This is a genomic window from Mycolicibacterium wolinskyi, from assembly GCF_002101965.1.
Lineage (GTDB): Bacteria > Actinomycetota > Actinomycetes > Mycobacteriales > Mycobacteriaceae > Mycobacterium > Mycobacterium wolinskyi.
In genome coordinates this window covers 40460-53815 of the sequence record NZ_LQQA01000005.1, presented here as the reverse complement: position 1 = coordinate 53815, position 13356 = coordinate 40460, and the positions used below count along the sequence as shown (strand labels likewise).

The 13356-nt window shown below is 66.0% G+C and carries 15 protein-coding genes; 11 read left to right on the top strand and 4 right to left on the bottom strand.

The window, feature by feature from the left end:
- Positions 1-7 precede the first annotated feature (7 nt).
- The 3 genes from AWC31_RS02120 to AWC31_RS02110 all read left to right on the top strand — a co-directional run bounded on the left by AWC31_RS02120 (position 8) and on the right by AWC31_RS02110 (position 2191).
- The gene (locus AWC31_RS02120; protein WP_067846781.1) at positions 8-808 is read left to right on the top strand and encodes a crotonase/enoyl-CoA hydratase family protein; all 801 of its coding nucleotides are present in this window, start codon (positions 8-10) and stop codon (positions 806-808) included.
- Positions 809-922: 114 nt separating this feature from the next.
- Complete coding sequence (locus AWC31_RS02115; protein ID WP_234816684.1) at positions 923-1495, top strand: HD domain-containing protein; 573 nt, start codon at positions 923-925, stop codon at positions 1493-1495.
- Between the two features lie 42 nt (positions 1496-1537).
- Positions 1538-2191 carry a nitroreductase gene (locus AWC31_RS02110; protein WP_085142318.1) on the top strand — a complete coding sequence of 218 codons (654 nt, stop codon included), beginning with the start codon at positions 1538-1540 and terminating at the stop codon, positions 2189-2191.
- Between the two features lie 444 nt (positions 2192-2635).
- On the opposite strand, the gene AWC31_RS02105 is transcribed toward AWC31_RS02110, so the two are convergent.
- The 3 genes from AWC31_RS02105 to AWC31_RS02095 are packed head-to-tail and all read right to left on the bottom strand — an operon-like array spanning position 2636 to position 5635.
- Entirely contained in the window at positions 2636-3847 is a 1212-nt protein-coding gene (locus AWC31_RS02105) for a cytochrome P450 (RefSeq protein WP_085142316.1), read from the bottom strand.
- Positions 3844-4560 (bottom strand): acetoacetate decarboxylase family protein, encoded by a 717-nt coding sequence (locus tag AWC31_RS02100; protein ID WP_085142314.1) that lies wholly within the window; start codon positions 4558-4560, stop codon positions 3844-3846. The genes AWC31_RS02105 and AWC31_RS02100 overlap by 4 nt, the downstream gene beginning before the upstream one ends.
- Before the next feature lie 43 nt (positions 4561-4603).
- A complete protein-coding gene (locus tag AWC31_RS02095) occupies positions 4604-5635 on the bottom strand; it encodes an LLM class F420-dependent oxidoreductase (RefSeq protein WP_085142312.1) in 1032 nt (343 codons plus the stop codon).
- A gap of 57 nt (positions 5636-5692) precedes the next feature.
- Between AWC31_RS02095 and AWC31_RS02090 the strand changes: the two genes are divergently transcribed.
- Genes AWC31_RS02090 through AWC31_RS02070 form a run of 5 tightly spaced genes read left to right on the top strand, consistent with a single transcriptional unit; the run spans position 5693 to position 10257 of the window.
- A complete protein-coding gene (locus AWC31_RS02090) occupies positions 5693-6694 on the top strand; it encodes a Zn-ribbon domain-containing OB-fold protein (protein ID WP_067846799.1) in 1002 nt (333 codons plus the stop codon).
- Positions 6695-6706: 12 nt separating this feature from the next.
- Complete coding sequence (locus AWC31_RS02085; protein WP_067846802.1) at positions 6707-7777, top strand: thiolase family protein; 1071 nt, start codon at positions 6707-6709, stop codon at positions 7775-7777.
- Positions 7777-8952, top strand: coding sequence for a thiolase family protein (locus AWC31_RS02080; protein ID WP_067846804.1), 1176 nt, complete (start codon positions 7777-7779; stop codon positions 8950-8952). The genes AWC31_RS02085 and AWC31_RS02080 overlap by 1 nt, the downstream gene beginning before the upstream one ends.
- A gap of 5 nt (positions 8953-8957) precedes the next feature.
- Entirely contained in the window at positions 8958-9836 is an 879-nt protein-coding gene (locus AWC31_RS02075) for a TIGR03619 family F420-dependent LLM class oxidoreductase (protein WP_085142797.1), read from the top strand.
- A 1-nt stretch (position 9837) separates the two neighbouring features.
- Positions 9838-10257, top strand: a complete 420-nt coding sequence (locus tag AWC31_RS02070; RefSeq protein WP_085142311.1) for a nuclear transport factor 2 family protein — start codon at positions 9838-9840, stop codon at positions 10255-10257.
- Here AWC31_RS02070 and AWC31_RS02065 read toward each other — a convergent pair.
- On the bottom strand, positions 10254-10787 hold the full coding sequence (locus AWC31_RS02065; protein ID WP_085142309.1) for a gamma carbonic anhydrase family protein: 534 nt from the start codon (positions 10785-10787) through the stop codon (positions 10254-10256). The two genes, AWC31_RS02070 and AWC31_RS02065, sit on opposite strands and share 4 nt — an antisense overlap.
- 62 nt (positions 10788-10849) lie before the next feature.
- Between AWC31_RS02065 and AWC31_RS02060 the strand changes: the two genes are divergently transcribed.
- The 3 genes from AWC31_RS02060 to AWC31_RS02050 all read left to right on the top strand — a co-directional run bounded on the left by AWC31_RS02060 (position 10850) and on the right by AWC31_RS02050 (position 13220).
- Complete coding sequence (locus AWC31_RS02060; protein ID WP_085142307.1) at positions 10850-11479, top strand: hypothetical protein; 630 nt, start codon at positions 10850-10852, stop codon at positions 11477-11479.
- A gap of 104 nt (positions 11480-11583) precedes the next feature.
- On the top strand, positions 11584-12726 hold the full coding sequence (locus AWC31_RS02055; RefSeq protein WP_067846816.1) for a 3-ketosteroid-9-alpha-monooxygenase, oxygenase component: 1143 nt from the start codon (positions 11584-11586) through the stop codon (positions 12724-12726).
- Positions 12723-13220 (top strand): hypothetical protein, encoded by a 498-nt coding sequence (locus tag AWC31_RS02050; protein WP_085142304.1) that lies wholly within the window; start codon positions 12723-12725, stop codon positions 13218-13220. The genes AWC31_RS02055 and AWC31_RS02050 overlap by 4 nt, the downstream gene beginning before the upstream one ends.
- The last annotated feature ends 136 nt before the right edge of the window (positions 13221-13356 follow it).

The following is a 13356-nucleotide window of genomic DNA, read 5'->3' as shown; positions in this document are numbered from 1 at the left end:
GGTACCTGTGAGCGAGGCGAAAAAGGAGCCCGACGCACTCATTGAGCAGCGCGGACACACTCTGATCCTGACGCTGAACCGGCCAGAGGCGCGCAACGCGCTTTCGACCGAGATGCTCTCGATCATGGTCGCGGCGTGGGACCGTGTCGACAACGACCCGGAGATCCGAACCTGCATCCTCACCGGGGCAGGCGGGTACTTCTGCGCGGGCATGGACCTCAAAGGCGCGACCAAGAAGCCGCCGGGCGATTCGTTCAAGGACGGCAGCTATGACCCGTCGCGCATCGACGGCCTGCTCAAGGGCCGTCGGCTCACCAAGCCCCTGATCGCCGCCGTCGAGGGGCCCGCCATCGCGGGCGGCACCGAGATCCTGCAAGGCACCGACATCCGCATCGCGGGTGAGAGCGCGAAGTTCGGGATCTCCGAGGCCAAGTGGAGCCTGTACCCGATGGGCGGGTCGGCCGTCCGGCTGGTGCGCCAGATTCCCTACACCATCGCGTGCGATCTGCTGCTGACCGGACGCCACATCACCGCGGCCGAGGCGCTGTCCTACGGGCTGATCGGGTACGTCGTTCCCGACGGCACCGCGCTGGACAAGGCGCTCGAGATCGCCGAGGTGATCAACAACAACGGGCCGCTGGCCGTGCAGGCGATCCTCAAGACCATCCGCGAGACCGAGGGCATGCACGAGAACGAGGCGTTCAAGCCCGACACCGCCAACGGCATTCCGGTGTTCCTGTCCGAGGACGCCAAGGAAGGTCCGCTGGCCTTCAAGGAAAAGCGCGCGCCCAAGTTCCAGATGAAGTAGCCGACGATCGACTGGGGCGCCCCGACCAACACACCGCAGCGAACGTCCGAACGTCGCGCGACAAGTTGCTGAACCCGGCGGCGCCGCCAGTTTCCCGCGCGTAGTTTGGCGATTGTGTCGGGGACGCTCGCGGACAAAGCCCGCGGCCTCGCGACCTGTCTCATGCATGAGCAACCCGACCGCCTGAGCCACCTCACGGGCGTCGCGGCTCGGTGCGAAGCACTCAGCGCGGCGGTCCCGCCCGCCGCGGTCGATGCGCTCGTCGCCGCCGGTTGGTTGCACGACATCGGCTATCTGCCCCTCCTTGGCCGAACCGGATTCCATCCGCTCGACGGTGCGCTGTACCTCCGCGAGCACGGCTGGCGTGACGATATCTGCGCGTTGGTCGCTCACCATTCCGGCAGCCGGTTCGTGGCCCGTGTACGCGGTCTCGACGAAACGTTGGGCGTATTCGAGTTCGTCGAAGACGAGTCGTCCGATGTGTTGACCGTCGCCGACAACACCGCACTACAGGACGGGTCCTTCATCACCGTGTCCGAGCGGCTCCGCGAGAAGCTGGCCCGCCACGGACCGAACTCGCCGGGCGCACTCGCCAACCCAGCCCGCGATGACTACATCCGTGCCGCGTCGGTCCGGGTGCGCAGTCGCCTCGCGGGCCACGGCCGCAGCGATCCGTACCTCGCGTAAATGAGTGGGCATCGCGACGCGGTGTCGATACCGTGCTGACCCATGTACGACCTCGAAGAGGCCATCAACGAGCGACACACGACCCGACTGTTCCTGCCGGACAAACCAGTCCCGCGCGAACTCGTCGACGAAGCGCTCTCGCTCGCCATCCGCGCCCCGTCCAATTCGAACGTGCAGCCATGGAAGGTGCTGTTCACGTCAGGGGCGGCGCGCGACCGGCTGGTAGCCACCCTGCTCACGCAGGCCCAAGCCGCTGAACCTCAAATCCCGCCACTGCCCGAGCAATTCGAACACCACCGATTCGAGGTCGGTGCAGCGCTATTCGGCGCACTCGGCATCGCACGTGGGGACACCGAGGCGCGACGCACCGTGGTGCTGCGCAATTGGGAGTTCTTCCGCGCGCCGCTGGCCGGCATAGTCTGCATGCACCGCGACCTCGACTATGTCGACGCGATGGGTGTCGGGATGTTTCTGCAGACCCTGCTGCTGGCACTGACCGCCCGCGGTCTCGACACGTGCGTGCAGGTCTCCATCGCGGGGTATCCCGACGTGGTGCGCTCTCAACTCGGCATCGGCGAAGACCTGCGCATCCTGTGCGGCCTGGGCGTCGGGTATGCCGACCCCGACTTCCCGGCGAATTCCATACATACGCCACGAAATCCCCTCAGCGCCAATGTGGTGTTCATCGAGGACTGAGCATTGAGGCCGGCCGCGGCCTGACGTCAGGCTCACCGTGGTGTCGTTGCGCCCGCCTATGAGCGACAAAGTCGCGGAAATCGCCTCAGGCGCAACGGCGTGAGCCCGCGATTGTCACGCTGGCGTGGCTCTCGAGGCCCACAGCCACTCTGGCGTGACAATGGGGTGGCCGGCGACGACGCGACTGCCGCGCCAGTAACGCAGTGGCGGAAAGACGCGTCAGACCGCCGCCTCGTTACTCAGCGGCTAAGCTGCTCAGCGACAATGTCGCTCATAGTCGGGCACCCCGAATTACGTTGCGGAAGAGGAAATTGCGACACAAGCGACCGATGATGTCGCCAGCCTGGGGCCGAAGTGCCCGAAGGGCAACATGAGGCGATTTCCGCGACATTGTCGCTAACAGGCGGGCAGAACCACACCCACACACCTGCCTGGTAGCGGCGCCTAGTCCCCCACGCGAGCCGTCGGCGTGAACACCACCGGCATGGACTCCGGCCCGCTCACGAAGTTCGCCGGACGCAGCGGAACCGCGGCGTCGTCGGCAAGACGCAGGTCGGGCAAGCGCCGCAGTACCCGCTCGGTCATGAGCTTGAGCTCAAGGCGGGCCAGTTGATTCCCCAGGCAGAAGTGCGAGCCGAAACCAAAAGCCATGTGACCGTTGGGGTTACGGTTGATCCGGAAGTTGTCGGGATCGCCGAACACCGCCTCGTCGAAGTTGGCCGATTCGAACATCAGCATGATCTTCTCGCCGGCCTTCAACTCGGTGCCGTGGAACACGGTGTCCGCCGTGAGCGTGCGGCACATGTTCTTGACGGGCGAGGTCCAGCGCAGCATCTCCTCGATCGCGCCGGGCAGCAACTCCTCATCCGCAACAAGGGCATCCCACTGATCCCGGTGCCGCAGAAGCTGTTCGGTGCCACCCGACAACGTGTGCCGGGTGGTCTCGTCGCCGCCGATGAGGATGAGCAGCGTCTCGAAGACGATCTCGTCGTCACTCATCCGCTGGCCCTCGACCTCGGCGTTGACCAGGACCGAGAACAGGTCATCGGTCGGCTCGGCGCGGCGTTTGGCGATCACGTCCATCGTGAACGCGGTGTAGGCCGCGAACGTCTCCATGAGCTTCTGGATGGTCTGGTCGTCGACGTGTGACGACAGCCCGCACACGAGGTCGTCGGACCACTGCAGCAGCATCTCCCGCTCGGACGGCAGCACACCGAGCATGTCACCGATCACCGCCATGGGCAGCGGCGCGGCGATGTCGCGCACGAAGTCGCACTCGCCGCGCTCACACACGTTGTCGATCAAGGTGTCGCACAGCTTGCCGATCGAGGGCACCTTGTCCATGACGCGCTTGCGGGTGAAGCCCGCGTTGACGAGCTTGCGCCGCAACAGATGTTGCGGATCGTCCATGTCGATCATGTACGGCATGCCGGGCTGGTCGGGACGGATGCCACCGGTCGACGAGAACAGTTCGGGGTTGCGTTCGGCGTCGATGACGGCCTGATAGGTGGTGGCCGCCGCGAGTCCGTTGCGGTCCCGGAACACCGGTTCGTTGGCCCGCATCCATCGGTAGGCCTCGCGAGCCCCGCCGTCCGCGTAGAACACCCCGTTCACCAGATCGACGTCCGGCTTGGTCGCGGGCAGAACCTGGGTCATGCGATCTCCTTGGCGTCGCCGAACGTCATCTGCACATTGGCAGCGGAACTGGAGATGAATGCCCGCTTGGGCAGCCCCAGCGCCGCGAGTTCCCTCGCATAGGGGTGGTCGCCGAGCGTCAGCCGCGCGCCGCCCAGCCGATATCGCACCCCGGAAAGCCGCATCTGCCCGGCAGTTTCGCGGGTGACACCGTCGAGGTGCGAGTACGTCGGGTGCACCTGGGGTTTGGAGGTGAACACCGACGGCACCGGCAAACCGGGCCGGAACTCCATGCCCACCGCGAGCCGGCCGTCGATGCTCACGTCGAACCCGAACTGGCGTCCATCACGAACGGTGAAGTCCGCCATCACCTTTGGGTAACCCCAGATCTTGCGGCCGGCCTCGAGCGTGAAGGCCTGATCGACCGGAAGATGATGGATGAACGCACCCGCCGACTGCAGCGCACGCAACCCGGATGCAGTCGACCCGGGCGGGTTGACCATGACATTGGTCCCGTACTCGAGGTACTGGCCCAGATCGCCGTCCACGTACCGCATGAGCATCAGAATCACGACGGCCTTGCCGGGCCGGTAGCGGCACACCTGCAGGCCGCTGTAGTCGATCATCCGCTGCGCGGCGTCGGCATCCACGGAGAACATGGCCATGTGCTGGTCCGCAGTGCGGATCTGCACCGGCATGGTCACCGCCTGGCCGGCGATGGTGTGCTGGGTCACAGGCCAAATCTAGAACCTGTTCTAAACACTTTGCAAGAAGTGTCTACACGAGCGCGGCGAGCTCCTGGATCTGCTCGGCGCTGCGCCCACTGACCACCATGGTGGTGACGCCCGCCGCCTCCCACACCTTGATCTGCTCACGCACGTAGTCGACATCGCCGACGATCGCGGCGTCATCGACGACCTCGTCCGGGATGACCTTGGCCGCGTCGTCCTTTCGGCCGGACCGGAACAGCGCGGTGACCTCATCGACCACCTCGCCGTAGCCCATCCGCCGGTAGACGTCGGCGTGGAAGTTGGTGTCCTCGGCCCCCATGCCGCCCATGTAGAGCGCCAGGTAGGGCTTCATCGCGGCGAACGCGGCCGCGCGGTCCTCGGTGATGACGATGTTGGCCGTCGCGCAGATCTCAAAATCCTCGCGCGAGCGTCGCGCGCCCGGCCGCGCGAATCCCTCGTCGAGCCAGGAGTTGTAGGTGTCGGCCATACGCGGGGTGTAGAAGATCGGCAGCCAGCCGTCACAGATTTCCGCGGCCAGCGCGACGTTCTTGGGCCCCTCGGCGCCCAGCATGATCGGGATGTCGGCCCGCAGCGGATGGGTGATCGGCTTGAGCGCCTTGCCCAGCCCGGTCGTGCCCTCGCCGGAGACCGGAAGCGGATAGTGCGGTCCGGCGCTGGTCACCGGGGCCTCGCGCGCCCACACCTGGCGGATGATGTCGATGTACTCACGCGTGCGGGCAAGCGGTTTCGGGAACTTCTGCCCGTACCAGCCCTCGACCACCTGCGGACCCGAAACACCCAGGCCGAGGATGTGGCGCCCGCCCGACAGGTGATCCAGCGTCAGCGACGCCATCGCGCACGCGGTCGGCGTACGGGCCGAGAGCTGCACGACCGAGGTGCCCAGCCGCATCCGGCTCGTCTCGCGTCCCCACCAGGCCAGCGGGGTGAACGCATCCGACCCCCACGCCTCGGCCGTGAACACGGTGTCGAACCCGGCCGCTTCGGCAGCCGCCACCAATTCCGCGTGATTGGCGGGCGGCTGCGCGCCCCAATATCCGAGCTGCAGTCCCAACTTCATTAGCTGTCCTCTCGACCGCTTCTTGCCACGATTCTTAGAACCTGTTCTACTCGATGTGTGACAGCCAGCCAAAGCAGCCCGGCCTCGATAGATCGCCGCGAGCCGCCACTTTCTGCGCCACTGAAACTGTCTTTTGACTACACCCGTTCAGTTGGCCCTCTGCTGAGTCAGTTCTTCACCGCCCTGCGTGAGCGCCGCATCGTCGGCGTGCGGGGTTCGGACGGGCGCGTGCATGTGCCACCCGCTGAGTATGACCCGGTCACCTACGAAGCACTGACCGAGGTCGTGCCGGTCGCGAGCGTCGGCACCGTGATGTCCTGGACCTGGCAGCCCGAGCCGCTCGAGGGCCAGCCGCTTGACCGCCCGTTCGCCTGGGCGCTGATCAAGCTGGACGGCGCCGACACCCCGATGCTGCACGCGATCGACGCGGCGGAAGGCGCGGTGAGCACCGGCATGCGGGTGCACGCGCACTGGGTCGACGAGCCCGTCGGCGCGGTCACCGACATCGCCTACTTCGTGCCAGGCGAAACCCCGGAACCCGTGCCGGACACCGCCGATGACCGCGATCCGGTGACGATGCTGGTGGTCCCGACGGCGATCGAGATCCAGCACACCGCGTCACTCCCGGAGAGCACGTTCCTGCGGGCGTTGCAGGAGGGCAAGCTGCTGGGCGCGCGCACCGTGGGCAAGAACGGCGAGAAGGGCAAGGTCTACTTCCCGCCCAAGGAAGCCGATCCCGCGACGGGCAAAGAACTCACCGAGTACGTCGAACTGCCCGACAAAGGCACGGTCACGACGTTCGCGATCATCAACATCCCGTTCGCCGGGCAGCGCATCAAGCCGCCCTACGTCGCGGCGTACGTGCTGCTCGACGGTGCTGACATCCCGTTCTTGCATCTGGTGACCGAGATCGATGCATCCGAGGTCCGGATGGGCATGCGTGTGGAAGCGGTGTGGAAGCCCCAGGAGGAATGGGGTCTCGGCATCGACAACATCTCGCACTTCCGGCCGACGGGTGAGCCCGACGCCGACTACGACACCTACAAGCACCACCTGTAAAGGGATTTCGCAATGACTTCGGGGTCAAACAGACAAGTTGCAGTGGTGGGCTTCGCGCACGCCCCGCATGTTCGCCGCACCGACGGCACGACCAACGGCGTCGAGATGCTGATGCCGTGTTTCCATCAACTCTACGAAGAGCTCGGCCTGCAGCAGACCGACATCGGCTTCTGGTGCTCCGGCTCGTCGGATTACCTTGCCGGCCGGGCGTTCTCGTTCATCTCGGCGATCGACTCGATCGGCGCGGTACCGCCCATCAACGAATCGCATGTGGAGATGGACGCCGCGTGGGCGCTGTACGAGGCCTACATCAAGATCCTGACCGGTGAGGTCGAGACCGCGCTGGTGTACGGGTTCGGCAAGTCGTCGGCCGGCATCCTGCGCCGCGTGCTGTCCCTGCAGACCGACCCGTACACGGTGGCGCCGTTGTGGCCCGACGCCGTGTCGATGGCGGGGCTGCAGGCCCGCTTCGGGCTGGACGCCGGGAAGTGGACGGCCGAGGAGATGGCCCAGGTCGCGCTGGATTCCTTCGCCGTATCGGAACGAACCGACAGCGAGAAGCCGGCGAAGACGATCGAGGAACTGCTGGACCGGCCGTTCTTCGCCGATCCGCTGCGCCGCCACGACATCGCACCGATCGCCGACGGCGCGTCGGCGATCGTGCTGGCCGCCGGAGACCGGGCCCGCGAACTGCGGGAGAACCCAGCCTGGATAACGGGATTCGAGCATCGCATCGAGACCCCGGTCTTAGGTGCCCGCGATCTGACCACGTCGCCGTCGACCGCCGCGTCGGCACAGGCGGCAACCGGCGGCGACACCGGTTCCATCGAGGTCGCCGAGCTCTACGCGCCGTTCACCCACCAGCAGTTGATCCTCACCGAGGCGATCGGCCTTGGCGAATCGACCAAGATCAATCCGTCGGGTGGGGTGCTGGCCGCCAACCCGATGTTCTCGGCGGGACTCGAACGGATCGGCTTCGCCGCACAGCACATATTCGACGGATCAGCGGGGCGCGTGTTGGCTCATGCCACGAGTGGCGCTGCGCTGCAACAGAATCTGGTTGCAGTCCTGGAGGGCAAGTGATGGCTCAGAAAGCCGCGGTACTCGGTACCGGACAGACGAAGTACGTGGCCAAGCGCCAGGACGTTTCCATGAACGGTCTGGTGCGTGAGGCCATCGACCGGGCCCTGGCCGACGCAGGCGCCACGATGGCCGACATCGACGCCGTTGTGGTCGGCAAGGCACCGGACTTCTTCGAGGGCGTGATGATGCCCGAGTTGTTCATGGCCGACGCCGTCGGTGCGACGAACAAGCCGCTGATCCGCGTGCACACCGCCGGTTCGGTGGGCGGGTCGACGGCCGTGGTCGCCTCGAGCCTGGTGAAGTCGGGCAAGTACCGCCGGGTGCTCACCATGGCCTGGGAGAAGCAGTCCGAGTCGAATGCCATGTGGGCGTTGAGCATTCCGGTGCCGTTCACGAAACCGGTCGGTGCCGGTGCGGGCGGTTACTTCGCCCCGCACGTGCGGGCCTACATCCGTCGCTCGGGTGCGCCGAACCACATCGGCGCGATGGTCGCGGTCAAGGACCGGCTCAACGGGGCGAAGAACCCGCTCGCGCATCTGCATCAGCCCGACATCACGCTCGAGAAGGTGATGGCGTCGCAGATGTTGTGGGATCCCATTCGTTTCGACGAGACCTGCCCGTCCTCGGACGGCGCGGCCGCCATGGTGATCGGTGACGAGCAGGCCGCGGACGCCCGCGTCGCCGAAGGCCACCCGGTCGCCTGGATCCACGCGACCGCGCTGCGCACCGAACCGCTCGCCTACTCCGGGCGCGACCAGGTCAACCCGCAGGCCGGGCGCGACGCCGCGGCCGCGCTGTGGCGCGATGCCGGCATCACGAGCCCGATCGACGAGATCGACGTCGGCGAAGTCTACGTGCCGTTCTCGTGGTTCGAGCCGATGTGGCTGGAGAACTTGGGCTTCGCCCCCGAGGGTGAGGGCTGGAAACTGACCGAGGCCGGCGAAACCGCGATCGGCGGGCGCATCCCGTTCAACCCGTCCGGCGGCGTGCTGAGCTCGAACCCGATCGGCGCCTCGGGCATGATCCGGTTCGCCGAATCGGCCATCCAGGTGATGGGCAAGGCCGGCGACCATCAGGTGCCCGGTGCCCGCAAAGCACTCGGCCACGCGTATGGCGGTGGCTCGCAGTACTACTCGATGTGGGTTGTGTCGTCCGACAAACCGGGCAAGCCATGACCCGCATGAAGTACACCGTCAGCGTGGCCATGGGCCCGGTCGAGGAATTGGTGGATCTCGCCAGAACCGCCGAAGAGGTCGGGTTCGATTCCATCGCACTGCCGGATTCGCTGTTCTACATGGAGAAGCAGGCCGCGGACTACCCGTACACCCCGGACGGTTCGCGCATGTGGAATGCCGATACGCCGTGGGTGGATCCGCTGATCGCCGCGGCCGCGATGGGCGCGGTCACCTCGACGCTGCGCTTCTACACCAACGTCATGAAACTGGGTTCGCGCAATCCGCTGCTGCTGGCCCGCCAGGTCGGTTCAGTCGCGAATCTGACCGGGAACCGGTTCGGCTTCGGCGTCGGGATCGGCTGGGCACCAGAGGAATTCGAGTGGTGCGGCCAGGCCTATGCCAAACGCGGCGCACGCGTCGACGAGATGATCGAGGTCATCAAGCTCGTGCTCGGCGGTGGCATGGTCGAATTCCACGGCGAGTTCTACGATTTCGAACGGCTGCAGATGAGTCCGGCACCGAGTGAGCCGGTGCCGTTCTACGTGGGTGGCCACACCCCCGTCGCGCTCAAACGCGCGGCACGGGTTGGCGACGGCTGGACGAGCGCCATGATGACGGGCGCACAACTGGCCGAGACCGTATCCACGCTCAACAAGTTGAGAGCCGAATACGGCAGGGCCGACGAGCCTTTCGAGTTCCAGGCGGTGTGCATCGACAAGTTCGGGGTGGACGGCCACCGCGAGCTGGCCGCAGCGGGCATCACCGACAACATCGTGATCCCGTGGATCTTCGACGGCCTCGGTTTCGACGCACCGCTGGAGAAGAAGAAGGATTCGATGAAGCGGTTCGCCGACACCTACATCCATTCGGGTTGGCAGGACTGACATGCCCATCACCGATCCCCAGCACCCAGCCCACCTGGCAGGCAAGCGCTCCCGCGCGGCGGTGGCCGCGCGGGACAAGGAGGCCTGGCTCTCGGTGTTCGCCGACGACGCGGTCGTCGAAGACCCCATCGGCCCGTCGTTCTTCGATCCGGACGGCACGGGACATCGCGGCAAGGAGGCGATCGCGGCGTTCTGGGACAAGGCGATCGCGCCGACCGACAACCTCGAGTTCAACTTCGTCGACACGTTCCAATGCGGCAACGAGGAAGCCAACGTGGGCAGCATCGTCATCACGATGGGCGGGCATCGAATCACCACCGAAGGGGTGTTCACGTATCGCGTTGACGACGCGGGCCAGATGATCGCGCTGCGCGCCTTCTGGGAGGTCGACCGGGCTGCGGCGACCGCCAAGCCGGTCTAGGCGTCGGGCAGCGCCTCGAGCCCGCGCAGGTACCGCTCGGCCAGATCCCGGTAGGCCCGCGGGTTCGAGTTGACCCACATCTCGGCGCCGGTCCCGGCGATCGGGCCCCGAACCTTCGCGGGCGAACCCGTGACCAGCACCTCGTCGGGAATCTTTGTACCGCCGACGACGAGCGAGTGCGCCGCGATCAGACTGCGACGCCCGATCACGGCGCCGTCGAGCACTGTGCAGTGGTTGGCGATCAGCGCTTCGGCCCCGACATGTACGCCGTGTACGACACACATGTGCGCGATCGTCGCGCGCGGCCCGATGTCGACGGGGATCCCCGGCGGTGCGTGGAGTACCGAGCCGTCCTGCACGTTGGCGCCTTCGCGGATCACGATCGGCGCGAAGTCACCGCGCAGCACCGTGTTGAACCACACCGAGGCGCCCGCCTCGATCGTGACGTCACCGATCAGCGTGGCGGTCGGGGCCACGAACGCGGTCGAGTCGACTTTCGGCGTATGACCCTCGAACGAGTACAACGGCATCGTTCACATATACCGCAGCCGGCGCGGTCGCATCGCCGCGGCGCGTACGGTAACCAGTAACTATGTCGTTCACGTCAGCCGGTCGGCTGAAGTCCCTGCTCACCACCGCACTCGCTGCTGTCGTCGTCGTCACTGCCGGCGCCTGCGACGCAACCCAGACCCCGCCTGCGAGCGCCCCGGCCCCGGGGCTGCCCGCGGCGGCGCCGACGACGACATCACCGAAACCGCAGGCTTCCGATTACAGCCACCTGCTGCTGCAGGCCGAGGACGTCAGCATTCCGCCGAACACCTTCACCGCACGTTCGACGACGGTCAATCCCGACGGCCAGGACGGGGCCAGCGCGCTGTTCGTGAACGCCGACGACACCCGGGCGATCGCGGACACCATCCTCATCTACCCGGACGTCGCGACGGCGTCGGCGACCCTGCGTCAGGCCTCGGCGGCCGTGAGCACGATCGTGACCGGCGGACCGCCTCAGCCCGTCCCCGTCGGCACCGGCGGGACCGTGATATCCGGCACTGCCCCGGACGGGTCAAAGGCCGTCACGCTGTTGATGTTCACGCAGGGCCGAGCGTTGGTGCGGCTCGAATTCGACAGCACTCCGCAGGACCCGGTGTCGCCGCAAACGGTGGCCAGCGTGGGCCGCATGCAGCAGATCGCGCTGCGGATCGGCCTTCCCGAGCGGGAGTAATCGCCACCAGGCGTGGGTATGCCGCAGGTCACGTGGCTCGCGTTGCCAGACCTGACCCGAAAACTGTAACGTGTTCTAGTTAGAGAGCAAGGACTGGAGGCGTCATGGCTACCGAGAATGTCGGAGTTCGCGAGATCGACACCGGCGCACTGCCGGATCGATATGCGCGGGGCTGGCACTGCCTTGGCCCGGCGAAGGACTTCCTGGACGGCAAGCCGCATTCGATCGAGGCGTTCGGCACCAAGCTAGTGGTGTTCGCCGATTCCAAGGGCGAGTTGAAGATCCTCGACGGCTACTGCCGGCACATGGGTGGCGACCTGTCGCAGGGCACCATCAAGGGCGACGAGGTGGCCTGCCCGTTCCACGACTGGCGCTGGGGCGGCGACGGCAAGTGCAAGCTCGTTCCGTACGCCAAGCGGACGCCGCGGCTGGCACGCACGCGAGCCTGGCACACCGATGTGCGCGGGGGCCTGCTGTTCGTCTGGCACGACCATGAGGGCAATCCACCTCAGCCCGAGGTGCGGATCCCCGACATCCCCGAGTTCGCCGACGACGGGTGGACGGACTGGCGGTGGAACACGATGCTCATCGAAGGCAGCAACTGCCGCGAGATCATCGACAACGTCACCGACATGGCGCACTTCTTCTACATCCACTTCGGCCTGCCGACGTACTTCAAGAACGTCTTCGAGGGCCACATCGCGTCGCAGTACCTGCACAACGTCGGCCGGCCCGACATCGGCGACATGGGCACCGCGTACGGCGAGGCCCATCTCGATTCGGAGGCTTCGTATTTCGGGCCGTCGTTCATGATCAACTGGCTGCACAACAACTACGGCGGTTTCAAGGCCGAGTCGATCCTGATCAACTGCCACTACCCCGTCACGCAGGATTCGTTCGTGCTCCAGTGGGGTGTCATCGTCGAAAAGCCCAAGGGCATGGACGATGCGACCACCGACAAGCTGGCGAAGGCGTTCACCGACGGCGTCAGCAAGGGCTTCCTGCAGGACGTCGAGATCTGGAAACACAAGACGCGCATCGACAATCCGCTGCTCGTGGAGGAAGACGGCGCCGTGTACCAGATGCGGCGCTGGTATCAGCAGTTCTACGTCGACGTCGCCGACATCACGCCGGACATGACCGATCGTTTCGAGATGGAGATCGATACGACGGCTGCCGTCGACAAGTGGAACGTCGAGGTCGAGGAAAACCTCAAGCGGCAGAAGGCAGAGCAGTCGAGCTCATGACCAAGCGCGACGAGCGGGCACAGGCGCCAGACTCAGTTCAGATTGTCGGCCCCGCCGACGTCGACAGTCTGGCCCGCTCGATGCTGCAACTACTCGGCCACGACGAGGACGAGGAGCACGCCTCCAGTGGCGGGCGGAGCTCTGGAAGTTGGTCCAAGGCACCGGACTTCGCATCCGATCCGCAACGCGCCGCCGCGGTGCGGGAGGCCACTCAGCGCGATCGGGAACGCTATCTGACGTCGGGGCTGGTGTCGGTGGACTGCCGGTTCTGCCATGTGGCCGTTCAGGTGAAGAAGCTGGGTCCGCAGCACACGTCGGTGCAGTGGAACTCCGAGGCGACACAACGGTGTGCGGTGTTCAACGAGATCCGGGAATCCGGGGGCGATCCGGCCCGCGCCCGGTCGTGCCCACGACTGGCCGACAGCATCAAGCACGCCATCGCCGAGGGCTGCCTCGAGGAAGTCTCGAGTGCCCCGTCCCCCGGCGACGGCTGATTCCGCGGCACAACAATTTGTGACATTGCAATTTATCGTTCTTGATAAATAGCTGCACGCCCTGAATCACAGGCCAGTGATTACGTTTAGTCGGTAGTCGCACCGTCCGAGGGATCGCTGGACGAGACGCCAGCGA

Coding starts and splice junctions, on each gene's coding strand:
- AWC31_RS02110 (WP_085142318.1), top strand. CDS start 1,538: ATGTACGACCTCGAAGAGGCCATCAACGAGCGACACACGACCCGACTG.
- AWC31_RS02105 (WP_085142316.1), bottom strand. CDS start 3,847: ATGACCCAGGTTCTGCCCGCGACCAAGCCGGACGTCGATCTGGTGAAC.
- AWC31_RS02095 (WP_085142312.1), bottom strand. CDS start 5,635: ATGAAGTTGGGACTGCAGCTCGGATATTGGGGCGCGCAGCCGCCCGCC.
- AWC31_RS02085 (WP_067846802.1), top strand. CDS start 6,707: ATGACTTCGGGGTCAAACAGACAAGTTGCAGTGGTGGGCTTCGCGCAC.
- AWC31_RS02080 (WP_067846804.1), top strand. CDS start 7,777: ATGGCTCAGAAAGCCGCGGTACTCGGTACCGGACAGACGAAGTACGTG.
- AWC31_RS02075 (WP_085142797.1), top strand. CDS start 8,958: ATGAAGTACACCGTCAGCGTGGCCATGGGCCCGGTCGAGGAATTGGTG.
- AWC31_RS02070 (WP_085142311.1), top strand. CDS start 9,838: ATGCCCATCACCGATCCCCAGCACCCAGCCCACCTGGCAGGCAAGCGC.
- AWC31_RS02065 (WP_085142309.1), bottom strand. CDS start 10,787: ATGCCGTTGTACTCGTTCGAGGGTCATACGCCGAAAGTCGACTCGACC.
- AWC31_RS02060 (WP_085142307.1), top strand. CDS start 10,850: ATGTCGTTCACGTCAGCCGGTCGGCTGAAGTCCCTGCTCACCACCGCA.
- AWC31_RS02055 (WP_067846816.1), top strand. CDS start 11,584: ATGGCTACCGAGAATGTCGGAGTTCGCGAGATCGACACCGGCGCACTG.
- AWC31_RS02050 (WP_085142304.1), top strand. CDS start 12,723: ATGACCAAGCGCGACGAGCGGGCACAGGCGCCAGACTCAGTTCAGATT.